This is a genomic window from Leifsonia shinshuensis, assembly GCF_014217625.1.
Taxonomy (GTDB): Bacteria; Actinomycetota; Actinomycetes; order Actinomycetales; family Microbacteriaceae; genus Leifsonia; species Leifsonia shinshuensis_A.
Genome location: NZ_CP043641.1, coordinates 1515894 through 1539288, shown reverse-complemented (window position 1 = coordinate 1539288; position 23395 = coordinate 1515894). Strand labels below are relative to the sequence as shown.

The window sequence follows — 23395 nt, the reverse complement described above, 5'->3', positions numbered from 1 at the left end:
CGTACGCCCTGGGTCCGCCCCGTGACCCGCCGCCGTCGCGGCCCGCGGACCGGGGTGCGCGCGGATAGGATGGAGCCCATGAACGGGCCGTGAACGGCCGTCGATCGAAAGGGACGAGGATCAGCCAGGTGACGCGCAACGACGAGGTCAGGACGGAGCTTCCCGGCATGGACACCGCATCCATCGCCGCACCGCTCGGACCCACCGGGCGCCCGCTGCGCGCGTTCCCCGCACCCGTCGAGCTGACCCAGCACGGTCCGGCCAAGATCGTGGCGCTGTGCAACCAGAAGGGCGGGGTCGGCAAGACCACGACCTCCATCAACCTGGGCGCCTCGCTGGCCGAGTACGGCCGCAAGGTGCTCGCGATCGACTTCGACCCGCAGGGCGCGCTCTCGGCCGGTCTCGGCGCGCAGACGCACGACGTCACGACGATCTACGACCTGCTGCTGAACCGCAACGCGGACGTGCGGGAGGCGATCCAGTCGACCGGTGTTCCGGGGCTGGACATCATCCCGGCCAACATCGACCTCTCGGCTGCCGAGGTGCACCTGGTCAACGAGGTCGCCCGCGAGCAGATCCTGGCCGGCGTGCTGCGTAAGGTGTCGGCCGACTACGACGTCATCCTCATCGACTGCCAGCCGTCGCTCGGCATCCTCACCGTCAACGCGCTGACCGCCAGCCACGGCGTGCTCATCCCGCTGGAGTGCGAGTACTTCGCCCTGCGCGGCGTGGCCCTGCTGATCGAGACCATCGACAAGGTGCGCGAGCGGCTCAACCCGGCCATCGAGCTCGACGGCATCCTCGCCACGATGTACGACTCCCGCACGCTGCACTCGCGTGAGGTGCTGGAGCGCGTCGTCGACGCGTTCGGCGACCGCGTGCTCGAGACGGTGATCTCGCGCACGGTGAAGTTCCCGGACGCCTCGGTCGCGGCCACGCCGATCACGCAGTTCGCGCCCGAGCACCAGGCGGCGGAGGCCTACCGCCAGCTCGCGAGGGAACTGATCTTCCGTGGCGCCGTCGCCTGAGGCGCCGCAGGAACAGGACACCGCCGGCGAGGGCGGCTTCCGCGTCGCGGTCGGCCAGTTCGAGGGGCCGTTCGACCTCCTGCTGTCGCTGATCTCCAAGCACGAGCTGGACATCACCGAGATCTCGCTGAGCCGGGTCACGGACGAGTTCATCGCCTACCTGCGCCGGCTCGACGCCGACGAGAGCCTGGACGAGGCGAGCGAGTTCCTGCTGGTGGCCGCGACGCTCCTGGACCTCAAGATCGCCGGGCTCCTGCCGCAGGGCGAGCTGGTCGACGCAGAGGACGTCGCGCTGCTGGAGGCGCGCGACCTGCTGTTCGCGCGGCTGCTGCAGTACCGGGCGTTCAAGGAGGCGTCGGCGTGGTTCGCGTCGCGGCTCGACGCCGAGAGCTCCCGGCACGCGCGCACGGTGCGGCTGGAGGACAAGTACCGGCAGCGCACGCCCGAGCTGGTCTGGACGCTGACCGCGGAGGACTTCGCGGCGCTCGCGACGCTGGCGATGACGCCGCGCGAGATCCCCGTCGTCGGCCTCGACCACCTGCACGCGCCACTGGTCAGCATCCGCGAGCAGGCCGCCGTGGTGGTCGGGATGCTGCGTGCGGGCGAGCCGCTGTCGTTCCGGCAGCTGGTGGCCGGCGCCGAGCAGAAGGGCGTCGTGATCGCCCGGTTCCTCGCCGTGCTGGAGCTGTACCGGCACGCGGCGATCGCGTTCGAGCAGCTGGAGCCGCTGGGCGAGCTGACGCTGCGCTGGACGGCCGAGCACTGGTCGGAGGAGAACCTGTCGAACCTGGGAGCGGATTATGACGGTTGACGGAACCGAGCTGGAGACCGAGCCGGCGGCGGTCGAGGACGCGCAGATCGAGCGCGCGCTGGAGGCCATCCTCATGGTCGCCGACGAGCCGATGAGCCTCGTCACCCTCGCGACCGCGGTCGGCGCGCCGGTCAAGCGCGTCCGCGCGGCGGTCGACGCGCTGGTGGCCGACTTCGACGGCGTGGCGGGGTCCGACGGTACGCCGGGCGTCCGCCGCGGTTTCGAGCTGCGGGAGGTCGGCGGCGGCTGGCGCGTCTACGTCCGGCCGGAGTTCGACGCCGTCGTGTCGGGCTACGTCCTCCAGCAGAACCCCACCCGGCTGTCGCAGGCGGCGCTGGAGAGCCTGGCGGTGATCGCGTACAAGCAGCCGATCAGCCGCGGTGCGATCGCCTCCATCCGCGCCGTCAACGTGGACTCCGTGGTGCGCACGCTCCTTGGCCGGGGCCTGATCACCGAGCTGTTCACGGACAGCGAGACGGGCGCGATCAACTACGGCACCACCGACCTGCTGCTCACCCAGCTCGGCATCAACTCGATCGAGGAGCTGCCGAAGATCTCGCCGCTGCTGGCGGACGGAGCGGAAGGTTTCGACGATGTCCGGTGACCGTGCGAACGGAGACGCCTCCGCGCAGGGCGAGCGCCTCCAGAAGGTCATGGCTGCGGCCGGTGTGGCCTCCCGCCGGGTGTCGGAGGACCTGATCGTCGCCGGCCGCGTCACGGTGAACGGCCAGGTCGTCACCGAGCTCGGCCGCCGCGTCGATCCCGCGACCGACCGCGTGGCCGTCGACGGCACCGCGGTCCAGCTCGACACGTCCCGCCGCTACGTGATGCTCAACAAGCCTGTCGGCGTGGTGAGCTCGATGCGCGACGAGCAGGGCCGCCCCGACCTGTCGCGCTTCACTGCGGACTACCCCGAGCGGCTGTTCAACGTCGGCCGCCTGGACGCCGAGACCTCCGGCCTCCTGATCCTGACGAACGACGGCGAGCTCGCCCACGTGCTCGCGCACCCCAGCTTCGGCGTGACCAAGACCTACATCGCCCGCGTCCGCGGCGCGGTCACCCCGCAGACGATCGCACGGTTGACCAAGGGCGTCGAACTGGAGGACGGCCCGATCGCCGCCGACAAGGCACGGCTGCTGCAGTCGCGCTCGGGTGGGGGCGACAGCCTCGTGGAGCTCACGCTGCACTCGGGCCGCAACCGCATCGTCCGCCGCATGATGGCGGAGGTCGGGCATCCGGTGATCGAGCTGGTGCGCCGCCAGTTCGGGCCGCTGCATCTGGGCACGCTGAAGGTCGGCGCGATGCGCGACCTGACCAAGGACGAACTGGGCGCTCTGCTCACGATCTCGCGGCGGTAGGCGCGTTTCCGCCCCGACTAAGGTTGTTCCGTGACTGATTCCGCCTCCCGCCTCGCCGGACCCGTCCGCGTGGTCGGCGCGGGGCTGCTCGGGGCGTCCGTCGGGCTCGGGCTGCGCGCCCGCGGCGTGGACGTGCTGCTCGCCGACGCCTCTCCCGCCCATCTGCGCCTCGCCGCCGACTACGGCGCCGGGCGACCGGACGACGGGGCCGTGGAGCCCGCGCTCATCGTGGTGGCGGTGCCGCCCGACCTGGTGTCGCGCGTCGTCGCCGACGAGCTGGCCGCCCATCCCGCCGCGGTCGTCACCGACGTCGCGAGCGTCAAGGGCCAGCCGCTCGCCGAGCTCGTGGAGGCCGGAATCGACCTCTCCCGCTACGTCGGCTCGCACCCCCTCGCCGGGCGCGAGCGCGGCGGTCCCAGCGCCGCGCGCGCCGACCTGTTCATCGGCCGCCCGTGGGTGGTCGCCGCGCGCCCCGAGAACGCGCGCGCGTCCGTCAACCTCGTGGAGGCGCTCATCCTCGACCTCGGCGCCACGCCCGTCGAGATGGCGGCCGACGACCACGACGCCGCCGTCGCGCTCGTCTCGCACACGCCCCAGATCGTCTCCTCGCTCATGGCGAAGCGGCTCGCGGCCTCCACCGACGCCGCGCTCGGCCTCGCCGGGCAGGGCGTCCGCGACGTGACGCGCATCGCCGGAAGCGAGCCGGAGCTGTGGGTGCAGATCCTCGGCGCCAACGCGCCCGCGATCGTGGCGATCCTGCGCGCCTACCGCGACGACCTCGACCGGGTGCTCGCCGCCCTCGACGACGTCGACGCCGCCGGCTCCCGCCGCACCATCGCGGAGGAGATCGCCGGCGGCAACCTCGGCGTCTCCCGGCTTCCGGGCAAGCACGGCCAGGACAAGCGGTTCTCCAGCCTCGTCGTCATGGTGGACGACCGGCCGGGCGAGCTGGCGCGCCTCCTCGCCGAGCTCGGCGACCTGGACGTGAACCTGGAGGACCTGCGCCTGGAGCACTCGCCCGGCGCCGCCTTCGGCCTGGCGGAGATCGCCGTGCTCCCCGAGGTGTGGCAGCGCACCGTGACCGACCTGACCGACCGTGGCTGGAGGATCGCCGGATGACCGACCCCACCGACCCCACCGACACCGCCGACCGAACCGAGGCTGCGGGCCTCCCGATCGTCGTCGCCGTCGACGGGCCCGCCGGCAGCGGCAAGTCGTCCGTCTCGAAGGCGGCCGCCCGCACGCTCGGCTGGTCGTACCTCGACACCGGCGCCGCCTACCGCGCGCTCAGCTGGTTCGTCGTCCAGCGCCGCCTCGACCCCACCGACTCCGCCGCCGTGATCGACGCGCTCCCGGACTTCGACTACCGGATCGGAACCGACCCGGACACGTACCACGTGTTCGTCGGCGACCACGACGTCACCGACGCGATCCGCGAGCCGGAGGTCACCGCCGTGGTCAGCGCGATCGCGCGGGTGCCGGAGGTGCGCGCGTTCCTGACCGGACTGTTCCGGTCGATCATCGCGCACGGCGAGAAGCGCGGCATCGTGGTCGAGGGCCGCGACATCACGACCGTGGTCTGCCCCGATGCCCCGGTGCGCATCCTGCTCACCGCCGACGAAGAGGTTAGAATGGCGAGGCGTTCTGCCGAGCTGACCGGCCATTCCGCCGCCCACGTCGGTGAGGCCCTCCGCAGACGAGACGCGGCCGACTCCCGGGTCGTGGACTTCATGAACGCCGCAGACGGCGTGACCACCGTCGACTCCACCGACCTCGACTTCGACCAGACCGTCGACGCGGTCATCGCGGTCGTACAGAAAGAGACCCATGTCTGACATCGAGAACGAGCCTGTAGGCGCCGACGACCTGGTCGAGCGCCTCGCCGGCCTGGACGAGAACCTCGCGGTGCAGCGCGCCGCCGCCCTCCGCAGCGGTCTGGAGGAGTACGAGCTCGACGACACCGACCTCGATCTCCTCGGGACGGTCACCGAGGACCCCGACGCGATCACCTACCTGCCCGCGCTGCCGGTGCTGGCCATCGTCGGCCGCCCGAACGTCGGCAAGTCGGCGCTCGTCAACCGCATCCTGGGCCGCCGCGAGGCCGTCGTGGAGGACACCCCCGGCGTCACGCGCGACCGCGTCTCGTACCAGGCGGAGTGGAACGGCCGCCGGTTCACGATCGTGGACACCGGCGGCTGGGAGCCCGACGCCCGCGGCATCGACGCCTCTGTCGCCGCGCAGGCGGAGGTCGCGATCGACCTCGCCGACGCGGTGCTGTTCGTCGTGGACGCGACCGTGGGCGCGACCTCCACCGACGAGCACGTGGTCCGGCTGCTCCGCAAGACGAAGAAGCCGGTGTTCCTCGCCGCCAACAAGGTGGACGACGCCCGCCAGGAGCCCTACGCGACCGAGCTGTGGTCGCTGGGCCTCGGCGAGCCGTGGCCGGTCTCCGCACTGCACGGCCGCGGCGTGGCCGACCTGCTGGACGAGATCCTGAAGGCGCTGCCCGAGGTCTCCAAGGTCGCCAAGCAGGAGGTCGGCGGCCCGCGGCGCGTGGCCATCGTCGGCCGCCCGAACGTCGGGAAGTCCTCGCTGCTGAACAAGGCGGCGGGGGAGGAGCGCGTGGTCGTCAACGAGCTCGCCGGCACCACCCGCGACCCGGTGGACGAGCAGGTCGAGCTGGGCGGCAAGGTCTGGCGCTTCGTCGACACCGCCGGCATCCGCCGCCGCGTGCACCTGCAGCAGGGCGCCGACTTCTACGCCTCGCTGCGCACCTCCACCGCGCTGGAGAAGGCGGAGGTCGCCGTCGTCGTGCTCGACGTGTCCGAGCCGATCAGCGAGCAGGACGTCCGCATCATCGACCTGGTGCTGGAGTCCGGCCGCGCGCTCGTGCTGGCCTTCAACAAGTGGGACCTCCTCGACGACGACCGCCGCCGCTACCTGGAGCGCGAGATCGAGCAGGACCTCGCGCACGTCTCCTGGGCGCCGCGCGTCAACATCTCGGCGCGCACCGGCCGCCACCTGGAGAAGCTGGTGCCCGCGCTCGAGCTGGCGCTGGAGTCGTGGGACACCCGCATCCCGACCGGCAAGTTCAACGCCTTCCTCGCCGAGCTCACCGCGGCGCATCCGCACCCGGTCCGCGGCGGCAAGCAGCCGCGCATCCTGTTCGGCACGCAGGCGAGCAGCCGTCCGCCGACATTCGTGGCGTTCACCACGGGCTTCCTCGACCCGGGCTACCGGCGCTACATCATCCGCCGGCTCCGCGAGGTGTACGGCTTCGAGGGCAGCCCGATCGTGCTCAACATGCGCGTGCGCGAGAAGCGCAAGCGCTGATCCGAGCGTCGCGCGTCAAGCCGGCGCGCCGGGGGTGAAGGTGAACGGACAGGTTCACGTCACCCCCAATGAGGGGGCGACCCGGTTGGGGGTATTTGTACCCCGGTCTGTCCTCACTAATGTGGACCTCTGAGAGAGCTACCCGACTGCGCTACCCGAAGGCGCAGGCTCTCGTCATCGAGGACGCATACCCGAAAATGAGTTCTACAAGTACATATTCGCCTGCCCGGAAACGACAGTGGGGCGCCGAGCGCCGCACCGAACCACTGCCCACGGTCCACCCGAAGCCCTCGGACCGGAAGATCACCTGGAGCCGCGTCGCCATCGTCGCGACCATCGTGTTCTGGGCGATCTACGTCGTCACCACGATCATCCGCCAGTTCCTCGTGCTCGGCACGCAGGACTTCCGCTTCACGATGGAGGCGATCGGCTACACGGTCGTCGTCACCTTCCTCACCTTCTCCGCGCTGATGTACCTGGTCGCCCGGCAGGGCGCGCTGCAGCGCTTCCAGAAGCACGTGCGCGTCCCGCGCGCCGAGCTCGACCGCCACTTCGCCCAGCACCAGCCGTCCATCACGGTGCTCGTGCCCTCCTACGCGGAGGAGCCGGAGGTCGTGCGGATGACGCTGCTCTCGGCAGCGCTGCAGGAGTTCCCCTCCATGCGCGTCGTGCTGCTGGTCGACGACAACCCGAACCCGACCGACCCGGCCACGGCCGAGCGGCTGAACGCCACTCGTGCACTCGCGGACAGCATCACCGGGCAGCTCGCCGAGCCGCGGTTCCGCTTCACGGACGCGCTGCTGCGCTTCGAGCTGGGCGACGAGCGCGCCTTCGTCTCCGACGAGGACGCGCTGGAGCTGGCCGACCACTACCGCTGGGCGGCCGAGTGGCTGTACGCCCAGGCCGACGCGCACGGGATCGACGACCACGTGGACGTCTTCTTCGCCGACCAAGTGCTCCGCGCCCTCGGCGACGAGCTGGCCCTGACCGCGGAGGCCGTGACGGCCGCCGTCGGCGAGGGCGCCGCGCTCACCTCCGAGCGCGTGGCCCAGCTCTACCGCCGCCTGGCGTGGACCTTCGACGCCGAGCTGATGATCTTCGAGCGCAAGAAGTGGGCGTCCCTCTCCCACGAGGCGAACAAGGCGATGAACCTCAACGCCTACATCGGCCTGATGGGCGGCACCTACCGCGTCGAGGAGACGCCGGACGGCCCGATCCTGAACGCCGTGCCCGCGGGCTCCCGCCGGCCCGGCGACATCGAGATCCCGGACAGCGACTTCCTGCTGACCCTGGACGCCGACTCCATCCTGCTGCGCGAGTACTGCCTGCGGCTGACCTACTTCCTGCAGCAGCCGGACAACGCGCGCGTCGCCGTGACGCAGACCCCGTACTCGTCGTTCCGCGGCGCGGGCACCCGCATCGAGCGCCTCGCCGGCGCGACGACCGACATCCAGCACATCCTCCACCAGGGCAAGAGCTTCTACGGAGCGACGTTCTGGGTCGGTGCGAACGCGGTCATCCGCAAGCGCGCGCTGGAGGACATCGTCGAGACCGAGTGGGTCGGCGGCTTCGAGGTGCGCCGGTACATCCAGGACCGCACCGTCATCGAGGACACCGAGTCGAGCATCGACCTCGGCACCCACGGCTGGACGCTCGTGAACTACCCGGAGCGGCTCAGCTACTCGGCCACCCCGCCGGACTTCGGCTCGCTGATCGTCCAGCGTCGCCGGTGGGCGAACGGCGGCCTCCTGATCCTGCCGAAGCTGTGGAAGCAGGTCCGTGAGCGCAAGCGCCGCGGCGAGACCGTCTCGCGGATCGAGCTGCTGCTCCGGGTCAACTACATGGCCTCCATCTGCTGGGCGAGCTTCGGCCTGGTGTTCCTGCTGGCGTACCCGTACGACGGCCGGCTGCTCAGCCCGATGGTGCTGCTGGCCGCGCTGCCGTACTTCATCAGCCAGGCAAGCGACCTCCGCTACGCCGGCTACAAGGCCACCGACATCTTCCGGATCTACGGCTTCAACCTGATCCTGCTGCCGGTGAACCTGGCGGGTGTGCTCAAGTCGATCCAGCAGTCGCTGACCGGCAAGAAGATCCCGTTCGCCCGCACGCCGAAGGTCAAGAACCGCACCGCGTCCCCGCTGCTGTACGTGATCGCGCCGCTCGCGATCATCGCGTTCTCGCTGTTCACGCTGTGGCGGGACTGGAACGCGCACAACTGGGGCAACGCCGCGTTCGCCGCGTTCAACGCGACCCTGGCGATCTGGTCGCTCGTCGCCTACATCGGCATCTGGAACACGATCGTGGACATCTTCCTCGGCCTGACCAAGCCGCTCTACGTCGAGAAGAAGCGCAAGCGCTCCGCCCCGGCGTCCGCTCCGGTCACCGAGTCGATCGACTGGCGCTCGGTGCTGTACCACGGGCACGCCGGCGGGGATGTGCCGCACTTCGAGCGCACGGCGGTGCGGGATGACGCTCCCGCTGCTCCGGACGCTCCGGCGGTCGACGGCGAGAGGCAGGCCGCCTGATGTCCCGGAAGGACAAGAAGGCCGCCGCGGCCGCCGCCGCCTCGCAGGCCTCCGCCACGGACCGGCTGCAGGCCCCGGAGTCGGACTCCGGCCGCCGCCTGTCCCCGTTGCGCGTGATCGGCGCCGCCCTCGTCGCCGTGGTCGTCGCCTCGGCCGGCGTGGTCGGCTTCCAGTGGTGGAGCGCCCGCGCCTCGGTGGACGTCAAGCCGTGGTTCGCCTCCTTCGTGGACGTGACCGCGACCCCGAAGTTCGCGTTCGAGAACCTGGGCACGACCTCCACCAAGGACGCCGTGCTGTCGTTCATCGTGTCCGACCAGACCAACCCGTGCACGCCCTCCTGGGGCGGCGCGTACACGATGGACCAGGCGCGCGGCTCGCTCGACCTGGACCGCCGGATCGCCCGCCTGCAGCAGCAGGGCGGCACCGTGGCGGTGTCGTTCGGCGGTCAGCGGAACGAAGAGCTCGCGGTCGGCTGCACCGACACCACGTCGCTGAAGAACGCGTACGCGGCGGTCGTCGACCGGTACAAGGTCGGCACCGTCGACCTCGACCTGGAGGGCGACGGCCTCGTGAACGCGGACGCCGCGGCTCGCCGGGCGACCGCCATCCACGACCTCCAGCAGGAGCGCCGCGCCGCAGGCAAGAGCCTCGCCGTCTGGCTGACGCTGCCCGTCGCGCCGACCGGCCTGACCGTTGACGGCACCAACGCCGTCGCGGCCATGCTGAAGGCGAAGGTCGACCTCGCCGGCGTCAACCTGATGACGATGGACTACGGAACCGCGAAGGATGCGGCGAAGTCGATGGCCGCGACCTCCGAGGCCGCGCTGACCGCGGCGCAGAAGCAGCTCGGCGTGCTGTACGACCGGGCGGGGACGCACCAGTCCGACCCGAGCCTGTGGGCGAAGATCGGCGCGACCCCGATGATCGGCCAGAACGACGACGAGGGCCAGGTGTTCGGCCTCGCCGACGCGAAGACGCTGAACGCCTGGGCGGTCTCGACGGGCATCGGCCGGATGTCGATGTGGTCGGCGAACCGCGACAAGACCTGCGGCTCGAACTACGTGGACACCAGCGTGGTGTCGGACGCGTGCAGCGGCGTGAACCAGGGCAAGCAGACCTTCGCCGGCCTCCTGTCGAAGGGCTTCGACGGCCGCATCGCGCTGGGGGAGGGCGCCGTCACCACGGCCGAGCCCACCTCCGCCGCCGCGACGGATGACCCTGCGCACTCGCCGTACCCGATCTGGACCGCGAGCAACTCGTACCTGAAGGGCACGAAGGTCACCTGGCACCACAACGTGTACCAGGCCAAGTGGTGGACGAAGGGCGACGTCCCGGACAACCCCGTGCTCAACGCGTGGGAGACCCCGTGGGACCTGGTCGGACCGGTGCTGCCGGGCGAGACCCCGATCCCGCAGCCGACCCTCCCGCCGGGCACGTACCCGGACTGGGCCGGCGAGACCGCGTACCAGAAGGGCGCCCGCATCCTGTTCGACGGCGTGCCGTTCGAGGCGAAGTGGTGGACGAAGGGCGACAGCCCGGAGGCCGCCAGCGCGAACCCCGACTCGTCCCCCTGGGCCCCGCTCACCCAGGACGAGATCGACACGATCCTGGGCGGTGGTACCACCCAGAAGTGACTCGGCGGCGGGATGCTGCCCGGTTCGCGCATCCCGCCGCCGACCCACCTGGACGCACCGCTGCGGGGCGGGAGGTCCGGGCGTCGCGTCGCGCCTCCTCGTCGGGAGGCAGGCCGCGCGGCGCTGTGTCGGCGGGGCCCACGGTGGCTTTCGGGTTGGTCACGACCGGCCCCGTCGACACGCTAAGATAGACGAGTTGTCTCGCTTGGCGCTCTCACGGCCTGGGTGGGACAGCAACGGGCTGTGGCGCAGCTTGGTAGCGCACTTGACTGGGGGTCAAGGGGTCGCAGGTTCAAATCCTGTCAGCCCGACGTTCTGAAAAAGCCGGTGGGGCACGAAGGTCGCAAAGCGACCACGTGCCCCACCGGCTTTTTCAGAACTCGCACTGACTAATGGGGTCCCCGCCCGCGAGGGGCCCCGGGCGACGACCCGAGCGCAGCGAGGGCCGGCGTCTGGGGGAGCGGGTGGGGCGCAGCCTGGCGACGGGCGTGGAGAGGGCGGACGGAACTCTTCTGCTTGAACGGACAATGACACCCCTCCTTCTGGGAATCCGTAACACCTCGGTCATAGCCCTAGCCTGTCTAAGTCTGGCAAGGAGAGAGCAGAGTGAACGAAATGACGTGGGGAAGGCCGACTACGAAAAGATGGTCGAACGAGGACAAATGAGTGTGGCTTTGCAAGGTGGAGCCCATGAGAACGCGATGGAGGCGTGCCTTCGTCCCGCGGCCGCGAACGCGACTGCAGCATTCCGGAGTGGCGTAGCCCTCGCACAATCAATGAGAGCTTGTCTGCCAATATCGACGAGGAACGCATAGTCATGGCAAAGCGTCGAAGTTGGACGGTAGGTACGTTGAGTTCTGCGTCGGGTCTTGACGTCGAACAGGTACTCCTAGCCCTCTGGGGCGAAAAGATCGAATACCCGATGGATGCAAACTCGCGAATCCATCCCAGCGACGTCGCCGCGGCGGAACGCGCAACAGGCATCGAGGGATCCAGGTTGAAGCGGATCAGCTACTGGCTCGATGAGCTCTCCGTGTCACGCGCGGAGCTTGTCGAATACCTCGCTGAGTTAGGAGTGCGGGTTCACCCCGCAGCAAGCACCCTCCCGAAAGGTGCGATTAGGCGGCTGGAGCACCATCCTTCTCGGGAATTTCGCAAGCGCGATCAAGAGGTGACCAGCGAGCCAAAACCCCAGGCGCCACCGTTGGTGTGGGAGGTCCCTGGAAATACGAGAAGTTGCAACTATTTGAGTGCAGCTGAAATTGAACAAGTGCATGTGGCCTTGACAGTGGACTTCCAATCAACCGACGATCCCATTTCACCGCCGGGAGTCAAAAGCCGAGCCCTGCTAGAGAGCGCGGCTGGCCGACCGGCTGCGTCTTTCGGCGACCAGATGAAATACACAACCGTCGAGTCATCGGCCGCGGCTTTGCTTCACTCGATCGTTCAGAACCACCCTTTTCACAACGGCAATAAGCGAACGGCTCTCGTAGCGATGCTCGTGTTTCTCGACCGGCACAATCTAGTAATTCAATCCGATGAGGCAGACCTCTACCGGTTCATGGTCCAGGTGGCCGCGCATGGGCTCCTTGACCCGGACGTGGAATATGACCGGATCGCCGATCGTGAGGTTTTAGCAATAGCCAATTGGATTCACAAGCGCACGAGGCAGATTCGACGCGAGGATCGCGCGGTAACGTGGCGCGAACTCTCGCACAGGCTGCGCGAATTGGGCTGCGAAGTGCTCCCGGATCGCGGCGAGTGGATGCTTGTCAAGCGCCGCGTTTCAGGACGTCGCACCCTGCTCGGCCGTAAGACTCTGGAGCTTAGTTCTCGCTACAGAAATACAAGCGACGGACGCGAAGTTCCGAAGAGCATAATCAAGCGGATGAGACGTGAGTTACAACTTGATCCCGAAAATGGATTCGACGCTGAAGTTTTCTATGGGGACGCCAAGGGCCCCGACTTCTTTATCCTAGAATATTCCCAGTTACTCAAGAGGCTCGCGCGGGTGTAAGCAAAGCTGATAGCGGGCTCCAACGCGACGGGGGCAGCTCGCTCCGGCTAGCACAAGCCCCTTCCTTGATCAAGCGCACTTCACCGGGGGTCAAGGGGTCGCAGGTTCAAATCTCGTCAGCCCGACGTCAGAAATCGCTGCTGACTATCGGGGTCCCGGCCCGCGGGGCCCCCGCGCGACGGGCCTCGCTCCGCGAGGCACGGCGTCTGGGGGAGCGGGTGGGGCGCAGCCTGGCGACGCCCGTGGAGAACGCCGGTCCCGCCCGCCAGGGCCATCCCCGGACCACGTCACCGGCCAGGCCGTGACCCCCACGCCTGGCCGGTGACGCTGCCCCGGCAGCCACCGGAGGGACGGGTGGTGGCTGCCGTCCCCGCTCGCCCGGGGAGTCAGGCCGTGTCGTCCTACGAGCAGAGCCGGACGCTCCCGCACCACACGGGAGGCGGGCCCGGCTTGTACATCGCGGTGACAGTCCCGCTGTCGACGCCCTTGACCTTGGCTTCCGCGGTGACCGGGCCGGAGACGGTGAGCGTCACCGCAGCGACGGCGGCGAGAGTCGTCGCGGCAGCGCGGATTCGAGCGTTCATGGTCGGCCGGCTTTCGGGTGCTCCGGTGAGGGGACGATCGCCTCCGGGAAGGCGATGAGGGTGCGGTCGGCGACGTGGTCCGGGTCGGCCACTTCGGGTTCGGACATGGTATTCACCTCCACCACCGATCGTGGAAGCCGGGCGGCTGACGCGGTATGGGCAATTCTTCCCATGGCGGCGGCAGGTGCCAGCGCCGATCATGCTGCCGAGCGGAGGTGTTCGGAGATGATGCTGCAGTTCACAGTGACGGTCCTCTCGGCGTGCCTCTGCCTGACGCCGGGGCCGTTGTCATCGTTCCGACCCCTGCAGGACCGGCCGACGCCGCCGCTGTGCCTGGCGGCCGCACCCGAGTGGGCGCGCCTGCATGCGCCGTGCCCGGTGATGCCGGTCGATCCGTTCGAGAGTGTCGGCGCGAGACTGTGGCTGCTGCACGTGCGATGACGAGCACCTTCGGTGGGTGAAATCGCCCGACCGCGCCCCCTGACGAGACGGGGGACCGAAGTCCTCCGACTCGTCAGCGACGGCGTCAACGAACGCGGCCCAGCAGGAGCGGTCGCGCTCCAGCATGGACGAACGGGTCCACTGGCATCCGCGGGCACGCCGCGGCGGCATGGGACCACGCTCTCGACGTCAGGCACCGTTCCGGGATCGCGTCCGCGGGCGCGGCAGCATGAATCGTCGTGACGAGCGCGTCAGGCGCGACCGGGACCTGCTCGGGCACCGGCGCCGGGCTCAGACAGAAACACGCGGCAGCAACCGTCACCGTGAAACCAAGCAACATGGTGATCACCTCCCATCACCGCTGATGGTGACGGCTCGCGGCACTCGGCTGCCATTCGCAGAATTGCCTAGACCTCACGAGGTCCCGGCGCCGATCGCTCGCGCCGGGATGCGACGTTCGCACAGCACACTGAGCCGGAGGGGAGGGAAGCGGCGCCGGCGACGACATGCCTTGGGGGAGGGTGCCGCCGGCGCCGCTGGTGAATCCTCACCTACCGGGACTAAGACGAGGCTAAGAATCGGATGCGGGAGCGCAATCACCCGCAGCCGTGACGGGAGTCGTTACCCGGCCGCCCCGCGGACGACCTCTGCGATCCGCTGCCACGCGGCCTCCGTCGGCGCGGTGAGCGCGTACGAGGTGGCCCACATGCCGCTCTCGTCGTCGAGCGTGGCGCGGGAGCTGACGCCGAAGGTGGAGTAGCGCTCGTTGTCCTGCTGCCCGCTGCGGAAGAAGACGACGACCTTGCCCGACCGGGCGTAGCCGGGCTGGCCGTAGAACAGCTTCGGGGCGAGGTCGGGGGCCTCCTCCGCGACGATCGTGTGGAGGCGTTCCGCCAGCTCGCGGTCGCCGTCGGGCATCGCGGCGATCTTCGCGACCACCTCCGCCGCCTCCGCCGCGGCCTTCTCTGCGCCCCTCGAGCGCTTGGCCTCCGCCTTCAGCTCGGCGGCGCGCTGCTTGATCGCGGCGCGCTCCTCGGCGGTGAACGTGCCGGCGTCGTCCGTGTTCGTCATGTCCTCTTCCCCCTGCGTGCCTTCTGGTGGTCCCACGCTAACGGACGGTCGCTGCTGCGGAGAGGGGGATGAATCGCGCCCTACTCCTGGAACACCCCCAGCATCCGCTCCCGGTTGTCGCCGAGCGCCCGCTCGCAGCCCGAGACGCAATGCACATCCTGCGGGGCCGTCCGGAAGCCGGCCTGGCCCGGGTTGCCGAGCATCTTCACCGTGCCGTCCATGCGCTTTCCGCAGACGGGGCAGTCCGCCGTCCGCAGTTCGATTCTGATCGCCATGCGCATACGGTATGCCCCCCATTCGCGGGACAGTCGCGGCCACGCGGGCCGTTTGCAGAACGTCCAGGAACCGCACCTTGCCGTAGACGGGGTGGTCTGCCACACTGACGGCGCCCGGGCCAGGGGAGCCGCGGACGAGAGGAGTCATCATGTCGAATCCAGGTCAGCCGACGGTCCAGCAGGGGGACACCGGCGACGCGGTCAAGCGGGCCCAGCGGGCGGTGCGGCGCACGCCGAACCTCGGCATCGTCGTGGACGGGATCTTCGGGCCGGCGACGAAGGCGGCGATCATCGACTTCCAGAGCGGGGCCGGGCTGACGCCGGACGGGATCGTCGGGCCGCTCACCTGGGCGGCGCTGCCGGACGGCGGGCCGATGCCGGTGCTCAGCGAAGGGTCGAGCGGGGCCGTCGTCTCCAGTCTCCAGACCATCCTCACCAACGGCGCCGACCAGTGGGGAGGCGTCACGCCCGGCGGGATCGACGGTATCTTCGGGCCGCACACGCGCGCCTCGGTGGAGGCGTTCCAGGGCTGGGGTCATGTCGCGGTGGACGGCGTGGTCGGCGACCAGACCTGGAGCGTGTCGCTGCACGCGGCCAGCGCGACGCTGGAGACGGCCGTGGGGTTGCAGTACGTCGTCTCCTGAAGGAAGACGCGTCAGGATCTCCTGCGGAACGGGCTTCGGCAGGAGACCGGGCGCGTGTCGGGCCGAGATCACCTGCGGGAGGGCTTAGCTGGCGGCCTCCTCGGGGGAGGCCGCCGGGATGCGGGCGCGGCCGATGGTGGCGACTCCGGCGGGGGTGAAGAGCTGGTCGGCCAGGGATTCGATGCACATCCGCAGGGCGCCGGTGAGGACGCTGGCGTCGCCGAACTGCGACCCGCGCAAGCGCGTCTCGATCGGGCGGTCGTTGGTCGCGAGTCTCCGCTCCAGCGCGGGGATCAGGAGGTCCTGCAGGGTACCGAGCGAGCCGCCCAGGATGATCTCCTCCGGCGCGAGCAGCCAGGCGATCAGGGTGACTCCGGTGCTGAGCGCGTTCGCGAGGCGGTCGACCTCCTCCAGCGCGTGCCGCTCGCCGGCCCGGGCCGCCGTCACCAGTTCCCAGGTCGCCGCGTGGCCGGGCGCGAGCTCGTCGTCCAGGTCGACCAGCAGCGGGCTGACCAGGTCGTGAAGGCCGAGGTCGCGCGCCCAGCTCACCTCGCCGGCGGCGCCGTCGCGGCCGCGGTACAGCTCGTTGCGCAGCACCAGACCGATGCCGATGCGCTCGCTGTCCGAGAAGATGTAGGCGAAGTCTTGCACCTCGCCGTCGCGCGACCACTTCTCGCCGAGCGCGGCGACCTTCGCGTCGTTCTCGACGCGCACCGGGCAGTCGAACAGCTCGCCGACCGCGTCGCGCAGTGAGAAGCCGGTCCACTCGGGCATGGTCATCGGGAGGTCGACCATGCCGTCGTCGCGCACGATGCCGGGGGTGGAGACGGTGACGGCGACGACGGCCGAGCGGTCGACGCCGGCGTCGTCCAGCAGGCGCGTCACGCAGTCGTCCAGGAGGCTGAGGCGCTCGGCGCGGGAGGTCTTGATCGGCAGCGGGACCCGCAGATCGCCGAGGATCGTCGTCGCGAGGTCCGCGACCGTCGCGTGGATCTGGCCGGCCTCCAGCTGCAGGGCGACGACGCACGCGGCGTCGTAGCGGAACGCGAACGACCGTGCGGGCCGGCCGACCGGGCGGGCGTCGGGGGAGGCTGCGGCCAGCTCGACGACCCAGCCGGTGTCCATCAGGTCGTCGAGGATCAGCTCGATCGTCCGCCGGGACAGCCCGGACTCCTGCTGCAGCTCGGTCATCTTCGCCGGGCCGGTGCGGTACAGGATGCCGAGCGTGCTGGCGGCGTTGCGCTGCCGCATCTCCGAATGATCCATGTGTGGTCTACCCCTTCGTGCCAGTGCCTGATCTTACGCGAGAAAAAATAGTTTTGCTATTACCGCGCATAATTGCTAACGTTCCCGTTCAACGGCGCAAAGCAAACGTGCTTCCTCCGCCGAGAGCTTCGAAGAAGAAGGGCCAGCGTGACTGTTCAGAAAGACCGGATCGGGGTCGGCATCGTCGGCTGCGGCAACATCTCGGGCGCGTACTTCCGCGGACTGGAGCGCTTCGACGGCCTCCGCATCGTCGGCTGCACCGACCTGAGCCAGGAGCTCGCGCAGGCGGCGGGGGAGCGCTACGGCGTCCCGGTGTTCGCGAGCGTGGAGGAGCTGGCCGCGGCGGAGGGCGTCGACATCCTCGTCAACCTCACCCCTCCGCTGGCGCACGAGAGCGTGACCCGCGCCCTCATCACGACGGGCAAGCACGTGTTCACGGAGAAGCCGCTCACGGCCTCCTTCGCCACGGCGGCCCCGCTCGTCGCCGAGGCCCGCGAGCGCGGCGTGCTGTTCGGCTCCGCCCCCGACACCTTCCTCGGCTCGGCCGGACAGACCGCGCGCGCCGCGGTGGACGAAGGCCTGATCGGCGAGGTGATCGGTGCGAGCGCGTTCGTCACCCACAGCAAGGCCGAGCTCTGGCACCCGGATCCCACCTTCCTCTTCATCCCCGGCGGCGGCCCCGCGCTCGACATGGGCCCGTACTACATCGCCGCACTGGTCAACCTCCTCGGCCCGGTCGCGAGCGTGTACGCCAGCGCCCGGATCGGCAGCACGGTCCGCCCGGTCTCCACCCCGGGGCGCCGCGTGGAGTCCATCGACGTGACGATCCCGACGCACGCCTCGGCGACGCTCGACTTCGCGTCCGGCGCCATCGGCACCGTGCTCGCCAGCTTCGACGTCTGGGACCACAAGCTCCCGTTCATCGAGCTGTACGGCTCGAAGGGCACGCTCAGCGTCCCCGACCCGAACAACTACGACGACACCGTTCGGGTGCGCCTGCACGGAGAAGAGGAGTGGCGCGAGCTGCCCCCCGTCATCGAGGGCTTCACGGACGGTCTCCTGGAGGAGCTGCTCCCGCTCCGCGGTCCCGGCGTCGCCGACCTCGCCGCCGCCCTGACCGGCGAGCCCCACCGCACCAGCGCCGGCTTCGCCCTGCACGTGCTAGAGGTGCTGGACGCGATCGCGAACGGCACCGACGGCGTCCACACCCTGACCACCACCTGCGAGCGCCCCGCCCCCTCCACAGAGACCTGGCGCTCGGCATCCCTCGAGGAGAGCGCAATCGCATGACCACCACCGACACCACCACCATCGCCCCGGCCACGACCCGCGCGTTCGGCGTCGACCTGATCACCTTCTTCGCCCCCGAGTTCTGGGGACTCGCCGACGGCGAGGAGCTGACGGCTCTCGCCGCCGCGGAGCCGCGTCGCGTCTGGGACACCATCCTCGACGCGCTGCAGGAGGCAGGCGTCGCGGAGTTCGAGATGACGTTCCCGCCCGCCGACCGCCTCACCGCGATCGCCGCCTACGGGTCGGTGGAGGCCTTCGGCGCCGAGCTGGAGCGCCGCGGCCTCTCCGTGGTCAGCGCCTACTTCGCCTACATCGAGCACGCGAAGGACGTGACCGACCCGGCCACCCGCGCCGCCATCCTCGCCGCCGCGGAGACCGAGGCGGCCTTCCTCGCCGGCCTCGGCGCCTCCTTCCTGGTGGCCGGCCTGCCGATGCGCCGCAACAACGCCGAGGGCGACGGCCTCGCACCTGTCGACCTCGCGACAGCGGCGCCGATCGCCGACATCGCGAACGAGGTCGGCGCGATCACCAAGCGCCACGGCGTCACCCTCGCCCTGCACACCGAGAGCCACTCGGTGTTCTGGACGCCGCGCGACGTCGACCTCTTCCTGCTGCTGACCGACCCGTTCCTCGTCGCGTTCTGCCCGGACACCGGCCACATCGTGCTCGGCGGGGGAGACCCGGTCCAGCTCGTCGCGCGCCACCGCGAGCGCGTCGTGATCGCGCACTGGAAGGACGCCGCCGGCGCCTTCCGCGAGCACGCGCTCGTGGACGGCAACATCTGGAACCGGCACCGCCCGTACTTCCGCGCCGCCGGCCAGGGCGTCGTCGACTGGCCCGCCTTCGCTGCCACCCTGGCCGAGATCGGCTACGAGGGCGGCATCCTGCTCGAGCTCGACGCCGCCTCCGACCCGGTCGGGCAGCTCATCGCGGCGCGCACCTACCTGGAGGACGCCACCGCCGGCATCCTCTGACCCCGGCCTCCACCGCCAAGAGTGGATCCACGCACCAACAACAAGGAGAGAATGACGTGAACATCTCACGCAGCACCAAAGGGCAACGGCGCCGCTCCACCGCACGACGGGCGAGCATCGCCGTCGGGGCGGCCGTCGCGGCCGCCGTCGCCCTGACCTCGTGCTCGCTGTCGCCGAGCGCTTCGGGCAGCGACAGCAACACCCTGACCGTCGCCATCTGGAAGGGCTACGGCGCCGACCTGCCCTGGGTCGCCACCGACTTCAAGAAGGAGACGGGGGCCACCCTCAAGTTCCAGTACATCGACTCCGAGTCGAACGAGCTCCAGCTGGTGAACAAGGCCAACGGCGGCATCGACGTCGCCCTGCCGAACATCCAGTACATCGGCCAGGGCATCGACCAGGGGATCTTCCACGAGCTGGACACCTCCAAGCTGACGAACTACAGCGACTTCTACCCGGAGTTCTCCGGCCGCAAGGAGATCCGCAAGGACGGCAAGCTCTACGGTGTCCCGTGGACCTGGGGCAGCACCGGCCTGTTCTTCGACGGCAGCAAGGTGACGCCGACCCCCGACTCGCTCAGCGTGCTGTGGGACCCGAAGTACAAGGGCCAGATCGCGCTCATCGACGACGCGACCGTGCTCGTCCCGATCACGGCGCTCTACCTCGGTGAGGACCCGCAGAACCCCGACATGGCGAAGGTCACGCCGGCGCTGCAGAAGCTGAAGGACAACGCGAAGCTGCTCTACTCGTCCACCGACGACCTCGCCAAGGGCATCGCCAGCGGCTCGATCGTCGCGGGCATCGCGAACTCCGACGGCATCGGCGGCCTGATCGCCGGCAACGCGCCGGGCACCTCGAACTTCAAGTACGAGATCACCAAGGAGGGCGCGGTCGGCTGGATCGACAACTGGGCGATCGCGGCGAAGACGCAGCACCTCGACCTCGCCTACAAGTGGCTGAACTACATGACAGGCAAGGACTTCCTCACCAAGTGGGCGAACACCCCCGCCGACTCCTCGCCGGCCCCGGCCAACAAGTCGGTCGTCGCGTCGCTCGAGCCGGCCACGCTGGACCGCCTCCAGGCGAACCCCGACAAGATCTCGAGCCTCGCGCTGCAGCTCCCGCAGCCCGCGGACCGGCTCCAGTCGTGGGTGGACGCCTGGACGCAGGTGAAAGCCGGCTCCTGATGACCACCGCCCCGCTCTCCCTGGCCCGCCGTCCCCGGCGGCGGGCCAGGGGCGCCCTGGGCACGGGCTTCCTGCTCACGCCCGGCGGGCTCCTGCTCGTCCTGTTCGCCCTGCTCCCGCTGGTCGCCCTGCTGATCATCGGCTTCACGAACGGCTCCGGCGGCTTCACCGTCGAGAACTTCGCGGAGATGTTCTCGAGCGCGGTCTACATGTCGCTGCTTGGACGGACGCTGCTGATCGCGTTCTGCGTGACCGTGGTGAGCATCGCGCTGGCGTGGCCAGCCGCGTGGGCGCTCGCCCGCTACACCAGCCCGAAGGTGAAGCCGCTGATCCTCGGGTTCGTCATCATCCCGTACATCACCTCGCAGCTGCTGCTGATCTACGGGTTCGTCAGCCTCGTCCAGGCCGGCGGGCCGGTGATGTCGTTCCTCTCGGGGATCGGCGTGGCCGACCCGCAGGCGTCGATCATGTACACGCCGGCGGCCAACGTGCTCATGCTGATCCAGGAGTCCGTCCCGACGGCGATCCTGGTGATGTACTCGGCCTCCGAGCAGATCAGCGGCTCGGTGCTGGAGGCCTCCCGCACCCTCGGCGCGAGCAAGGGCTTCGTGTTCACCCGAGTGATCTGGCCGCTGTCGTCGGCGATGATCGGCGTGAACTTCGCGCTCACCTTCGTCCAGACCGTCGGCGCCTTCGCCGAGCCCGCCATCCTCGGCGGGCCGAACGGGCAGATGCTCGGCAACACCATCTCGGCGCAGCTCTCCGCGGGCGTGCACCAGCAGTTCGCCGTCGCGATGTCCCTGGTGCTGCTGGTGACGTCGCTGGCGATCGTCGGCGGCGTGACCGGGCTGCTCTCCTGGTCGCGCTCGGCGCTGTCCGGCGTGTCCAAGGCGGGACGCCCGAAGGCCGAGCGGGTGACCGCGCAGGCACGCCGGGTGGAGGACGCGCTCACGACCGAGGACGCCCTCGCGACCCACGAGGCCGTCGCCGCCGCGCCGACCGCGCCCACGGAAGGAGTGCTCCGATGAAGACCGCCGTCCTGCCCCGCCTGATGAAGGTCTGGCTGTACGTGGTGCTGGTGATCCTGGCACTGCCGCTGCTGGCCATGACCGCGCTCAGCCTCAACCAGTCCCGGTACGGCACGTTCCCGTTCCACTTCACCTTCGACTGGTACGCGAACCTCTCGCACGACCAGGCGCTCGTGGACGCACTGCTCACCAGCCTCAACCTGGCCACCCAGGCGACCATCTTCGCGGTCATCGTCGGCACGCTGCTGGCGCTTGGGATGGCGCGCAGCCGCATCTACATCACGGCGCCGATCAACAGCCTCCTGCTCGCCCTGCTCACGGTCCCCGCGCTGATCCTCGCCGCCGGCTTCGTCGTGGTGTTCGGCTGGCTGGGCCTGGGGTCGAGCACGCTCGGGCTGATCCTCGCCTCGATCGTGACCTCGCTGCCCTTCGTGGTGCTGATCGTCTCCGGCCGGCTGCGCGACCTGAACCCGCACTACGCGGAGGCCGCGCACTCGCTCGGCGCCGGACCGCTGCGGACGTTCCTGACCATCACCATCCCGCTGATCGGCCCGTCCATCATCGCGGGAGGCCTGCTGGCGTTCGTGATCACGTTCAACAACTTCGCGATCCAGCTCTTCCTCGCCCCGATCGGCGTCTCCACGCTGCCGGTGCAGATCTACTCGATGGTCCGCCTCGGCGTGACCCCGGATGTGGACGCGCTGGCGACGATCATCATCCTCTCCACGGTGCTGCTGGTGGTCATCCTCAACTGGCTGTCCGGCAACGCCGCCAAGCTCTTCACGACCTCTACGAACAAAGGAAACTGATGGCCGAGCTGACTGTCTCGCGCGTCTCCAAGACCTTCAACGGCACGCGCGTGCTCGAACCGCTGGACCTGACCGTCGGCGACGGCCGGTTCTGCTGCATGCTGGGCTCCTCCGGGTCCGGCAAGTCCACCCTGCTCCGCATCGTCGCGGGGCTGGAGGACCCCGACGAGGGCGCCATCCGGGTCGGGAACCGGGATGTCACCCGGCTCTCGGTGGAGAAGCGCAACATCGGGTTCGTCTTCCAGAACTACGCGCTGTTCCCGCATCTCTCCGTGCTGTCGAACGTCATGTACGGGCTCCGCGCCCGCCGCACTCCGCGATCGGCGGCGAAGCGGAAGGCGGAGGAGATGCTCGGCCTGGTCGGCCTGGGCGACTTCGGCGGCCGTTCGCCCGCCCAGCTCTCCGGCGGTCAGCAGCAGCGCGTCGCGCTGGCGCGTGCGCTGGTGACCTCACCGGACCTGCTGCTGCTGGATGAGCCGCTGTCGGCGCTGGACAAGAAGATCCGCGGCGAGATGCAGCGCGAGCTCAAGCGCATCCACCGCGAGACCGGGCTGACCACGATCATGGTCACGCATGACCAGGAGGAGGCCATGGACCTGGGCGACCAGGTGATGATGCTCGAGCACGGCGTCGTGCAGCAGAACGACACCCCCGAGAGCATGTACCGCACGCCGGGCAACCGGTTCGTCGCGCAGTTCCTCGGCGGCCAGTCCCTCGGCACCGGCGTCGTGCACGGCTCCGGGCCGGCGGCGACGGTGGAGATCGGCGGCCTGTCGCTGACGACGTCGCAGGACGACCTCCGCGAGGGCGACCGGGTCGACGTGCTGGTCATGGCCGAGCGGGTGCGCATCCTGCCGGACGACGCGGCCTCCACCGCGCGGTCCGCCTCCGGGACGCTGCGCGCGGTCGACTTCTTCGGGCCGTTCGCGCGGGCCGAGATCGTCGCGGGCGACCTCCGCATCCCGGTCACGATGCTGTCGCAGGCCGCGGAGGCGCTGACGCCGGGCCAGCGGGTGCGGTTCGCGATCGCGCCGGAGGGGCTGCACGCGTTCGCGGGCGAGCGCGCGGCCTGAGAGCGCAGGACATTCCTCGCGTCCTCCCGTACCGCACCTGCGCGCGC

Annotated in this window: 22 protein-coding genes and 1 tRNA gene; 19 read left to right on the top strand and 4 right to left on the bottom strand. The window is 69.8% G+C overall.

Annotated elements, in window-relative coordinates; translation table 11 throughout:
* Nucleotides 1-128 precede the first annotated feature (128 nt).
* The 11 genes from F1C12_RS07440 to F1C12_RS07390 all read left to right on the top strand — a co-directional run bounded on the left by F1C12_RS07440 (nucleotide 129) and on the right by F1C12_RS07390 (nucleotide 12706).
* Entirely contained in the window at nucleotides 129-1028 is a 900-nt protein-coding gene (locus F1C12_RS07440; RefSeq protein WP_185278153.1) for a ParA family protein, read from the top strand.
* Complete coding sequence (locus F1C12_RS07435; protein ID WP_185278152.1) at nucleotides 1012-1839, top strand: segregation and condensation protein A; 828 nt, start codon at nucleotides 1012-1014, stop codon at nucleotides 1837-1839. Before F1C12_RS07440 ends, F1C12_RS07435 begins: the two co-directional genes overlap by 17 nt.
* A complete protein-coding gene (gene scpB, locus F1C12_RS07430) occupies nucleotides 1829-2443 on the top strand; it encodes an SMC-Scp complex subunit ScpB (protein ID WP_185278151.1) in 615 nt (204 codons plus the stop codon). Before F1C12_RS07435 ends, scpB begins: the two co-directional genes overlap by 11 nt.
* The gene (locus F1C12_RS07425) at nucleotides 2433-3197 is read left to right on the top strand and encodes a pseudouridine synthase (RefSeq protein ID WP_185278150.1); all 765 of its coding nucleotides are present in this window, start codon (nucleotides 2433-2435) and stop codon (nucleotides 3195-3197) included. Before scpB ends, F1C12_RS07425 begins: the two co-directional genes overlap by 11 nt.
* Nucleotides 3198-3227: 30 nt before the next feature.
* A complete protein-coding gene (locus F1C12_RS07420; protein ID WP_185278149.1) occupies nucleotides 3228-4316 on the top strand; it encodes a prephenate dehydrogenase in 1089 nt (362 codons plus the stop codon).
* On the top strand, nucleotides 4313-5032 hold the full coding sequence (gene cmk, locus F1C12_RS07415) for a (d)CMP kinase (RefSeq protein ID WP_185278148.1): 720 nt from the start codon (nucleotides 4313-4315) through the stop codon (nucleotides 5030-5032). The genes F1C12_RS07420 and cmk overlap by 4 nt, the downstream gene beginning before the upstream one ends.
* Entirely contained in the window at nucleotides 5025-6530 is a 1506-nt protein-coding gene (der, locus tag F1C12_RS07410) for a ribosome biogenesis GTPase Der (RefSeq protein WP_185278147.1), read from the top strand. The genes cmk and der overlap by 8 nt, the downstream gene beginning before the upstream one ends.
* A gap of 197 nt (nucleotides 6531-6727) precedes the next feature.
* A complete protein-coding gene (locus F1C12_RS07405) occupies nucleotides 6728-9055 on the top strand; it encodes a glycosyltransferase family 2 protein (RefSeq protein ID WP_185278146.1) in 2328 nt (775 codons plus the stop codon).
* Nucleotides 9055-10689 carry a chitinase gene (locus F1C12_RS07400; protein WP_185278145.1) on the top strand — a complete coding sequence of 545 codons (1635 nt, stop codon included), beginning with the start codon at nucleotides 9055-9057 and terminating at the stop codon, nucleotides 10687-10689. The genes F1C12_RS07405 and F1C12_RS07400 overlap by 1 nt, the downstream gene beginning before the upstream one ends.
* A 237-nt stretch (nucleotides 10690-10926) precedes the next feature.
* A tRNA-Pro gene (locus F1C12_RS07395) sits at nucleotides 10927-11000 on the top strand.
* 473 nt (nucleotides 11001-11473) lie between these two features.
* Nucleotides 11474-12706 (top strand): type II toxin-antitoxin system death-on-curing family toxin, encoded by a 1233-nt coding sequence (locus F1C12_RS07390; RefSeq protein ID WP_185278144.1) that lies wholly within the window; start codon nucleotides 11474-11476, stop codon nucleotides 12704-12706.
* Between the two features lie 401 nt (nucleotides 12707-13107).
* Here the strand turns inward: F1C12_RS07390 and F1C12_RS07385 are convergent, their stop codons facing one another.
* Nucleotides 13108-13290: a hypothetical protein gene (locus tag F1C12_RS07385; RefSeq protein ID WP_185278143.1), complete on the bottom strand. Its 183-nt coding sequence runs from the start codon at nucleotides 13288-13290 to the stop codon at nucleotides 13108-13110.
* 105 nt (nucleotides 13291-13395) lie between these two features.
* Between F1C12_RS07385 and F1C12_RS07380 the strand changes: the two genes are divergently transcribed.
* Nucleotides 13396-13731, top strand: coding sequence for a hypothetical protein (locus F1C12_RS07380; RefSeq protein WP_185278142.1), 336 nt, complete (start codon nucleotides 13396-13398; stop codon nucleotides 13729-13731).
* A 621-nt stretch (nucleotides 13732-14352) separates the two neighbouring features.
* On the opposite strand, the gene F1C12_RS07375 is transcribed toward F1C12_RS07380, so the two are convergent.
* Both F1C12_RS07375 and F1C12_RS07370 read right to left on the bottom strand, forming a co-directional pair.
* Entirely contained in the window at nucleotides 14353-14802 is a 450-nt protein-coding gene (locus tag F1C12_RS07375) for a DUF1801 domain-containing protein (RefSeq protein WP_185278141.1), read from the bottom strand.
* 80 nt (nucleotides 14803-14882) lie between these two features.
* Nucleotides 14883-15077: a hypothetical protein gene (locus F1C12_RS07370; protein ID WP_185278140.1), complete on the bottom strand. Its 195-nt coding sequence runs from the start codon at nucleotides 15075-15077 to the stop codon at nucleotides 14883-14885.
* Nucleotides 15078-15226: 149 nt separating this feature from the next.
* Here F1C12_RS07370 and F1C12_RS07365 point away from each other — a divergent pair, with 149 nt between their 5' ends.
* Entirely contained in the window at nucleotides 15227-15721 is a 495-nt protein-coding gene (locus F1C12_RS07365; protein ID WP_185278139.1) for a peptidoglycan-binding domain-containing protein, read from the top strand.
* Nucleotides 15722-15805: 84 nt separating this feature from the next.
* Here F1C12_RS07365 and F1C12_RS07360 read toward each other — a convergent pair whose 3' ends face one another.
* Entirely contained in the window at nucleotides 15806-16987 is a 1182-nt protein-coding gene (locus tag F1C12_RS07360) for an ROK family protein (protein WP_185278138.1), read from the bottom strand.
* 147 nt (nucleotides 16988-17134) lie between these two features.
* Between F1C12_RS07360 and F1C12_RS07355 the strand changes: the two genes are divergently transcribed.
* Genes F1C12_RS07355 through F1C12_RS07330 form a run of 6 tightly spaced genes read left to right on the top strand, consistent with a single transcriptional unit; the run spans nucleotide 17135 to nucleotide 23348 of the window.
* Nucleotides 17135-18277: a Gfo/Idh/MocA family protein gene (locus tag F1C12_RS07355; protein WP_185278137.1), complete on the top strand. Its 1143-nt coding sequence runs from the start codon at nucleotides 17135-17137 to the stop codon at nucleotides 18275-18277.
* The gene (locus F1C12_RS07350) at nucleotides 18274-19251 is read left to right on the top strand and encodes a sugar phosphate isomerase/epimerase family protein (protein WP_185278136.1); all 978 of its coding nucleotides are present in this window, start codon (nucleotides 18274-18276) and stop codon (nucleotides 19249-19251) included. The genes F1C12_RS07355 and F1C12_RS07350 overlap by 4 nt, the downstream gene beginning before the upstream one ends.
* A 56-nt stretch (nucleotides 19252-19307) precedes the next feature.
* Complete coding sequence (locus F1C12_RS07345) at nucleotides 19308-20438, top strand: ABC transporter substrate-binding protein (protein WP_185278135.1); 1131 nt, start codon at nucleotides 19308-19310, stop codon at nucleotides 20436-20438.
* The gene (locus F1C12_RS07340; protein ID WP_185278134.1) at nucleotides 20438-21466 is read left to right on the top strand and encodes an ABC transporter permease; all 1029 of its coding nucleotides are present in this window, start codon (nucleotides 20438-20440) and stop codon (nucleotides 21464-21466) included. Before F1C12_RS07345 ends, F1C12_RS07340 begins: the two co-directional genes overlap by 1 nt.
* Nucleotides 21463-22275 (top strand): ABC transporter permease, encoded by an 813-nt coding sequence (locus F1C12_RS07335; RefSeq protein ID WP_185278133.1) that lies wholly within the window; start codon nucleotides 21463-21465, stop codon nucleotides 22273-22275. Before F1C12_RS07340 ends, F1C12_RS07335 begins: the two co-directional genes overlap by 4 nt.
* Nucleotides 22275-23348, top strand: coding sequence for an ABC transporter ATP-binding protein (locus F1C12_RS07330; protein WP_185278132.1), 1074 nt, complete (start codon nucleotides 22275-22277; stop codon nucleotides 23346-23348). Before F1C12_RS07335 ends, F1C12_RS07330 begins: the two co-directional genes overlap by 1 nt.
* The last annotated feature ends 47 nt before the right edge of the window (nucleotides 23349-23395 follow it).

What these genes read in the sequence shown, in the direction of transcription:
- scpB (WP_185278151.1), top strand. Translation starts at nt 1,829, where the DNA reads ATGACGGTTGACGGAACCGAGCTGGAGACCGAGCCGGCGGCGGTCGAG.
- F1C12_RS07425 (WP_185278150.1), top strand. Translation starts at nt 2,433, where the DNA reads ATGTCCGGTGACCGTGCGAACGGAGACGCCTCCGCGCAGGGCGAGCGC.
- cmk (WP_185278148.1), top strand. Translation starts at nt 4,313, where the DNA reads ATGACCGACCCCACCGACCCCACCGACACCGCCGACCGAACCGAGGCT.
- der (WP_185278147.1), top strand. Translation starts at nt 5,025, where the DNA reads ATGTCTGACATCGAGAACGAGCCTGTAGGCGCCGACGACCTGGTCGAG.
- F1C12_RS07405 (WP_185278146.1), top strand. Translation starts at nt 6,728, where the DNA reads ATGAGTTCTACAAGTACATATTCGCCTGCCCGGAAACGACAGTGGGGC.
- F1C12_RS07400 (WP_185278145.1), top strand. Translation starts at nt 9,055, where the DNA reads ATGTCCCGGAAGGACAAGAAGGCCGCCGCGGCCGCCGCCGCCTCGCAG.
- F1C12_RS07385 (WP_185278143.1), bottom strand. Translation starts at nt 13,290, where the DNA reads ATGAACGCTCGAATCCGCGCTGCCGCGACGACTCTCGCCGCCGTCGCT.
- F1C12_RS07380 (WP_185278142.1), top strand. Translation starts at nt 13,396, where the DNA reads ATGGTATTCACCTCCACCACCGATCGTGGAAGCCGGGCGGCTGACGCG.
- F1C12_RS07375 (WP_185278141.1), bottom strand. Translation starts at nt 14,802, where the DNA reads ATGACGAACACGGACGACGCCGGCACGTTCACCGCCGAGGAGCGCGCC.
- F1C12_RS07370 (WP_185278140.1), bottom strand. Translation starts at nt 15,077, where the DNA reads ATGGCGATCAGAATCGAACTGCGGACGGCGGACTGCCCCGTCTGCGGA.
- F1C12_RS07365 (WP_185278139.1), top strand. Translation starts at nt 15,227, where the DNA reads ATGTCGAATCCAGGTCAGCCGACGGTCCAGCAGGGGGACACCGGCGAC.
- F1C12_RS07360 (WP_185278138.1), bottom strand. Translation starts at nt 16,987, where the DNA reads ATGGATCATTCGGAGATGCGGCAGCGCAACGCCGCCAGCACGCTCGGC.
- F1C12_RS07350 (WP_185278136.1), top strand. Translation starts at nt 18,274, where the DNA reads ATGACCACCACCGACACCACCACCATCGCCCCGGCCACGACCCGCGCG.
- F1C12_RS07340 (WP_185278134.1), top strand. Translation starts at nt 20,438, where the DNA reads ATGACCACCGCCCCGCTCTCCCTGGCCCGCCGTCCCCGGCGGCGGGCC.
- F1C12_RS07335 (WP_185278133.1), top strand. Translation starts at nt 21,463, where the DNA reads ATGAAGACCGCCGTCCTGCCCCGCCTGATGAAGGTCTGGCTGTACGTG.
- F1C12_RS07330 (WP_185278132.1), top strand. Translation starts at nt 22,275, where the DNA reads ATGGCCGAGCTGACTGTCTCGCGCGTCTCCAAGACCTTCAACGGCACG.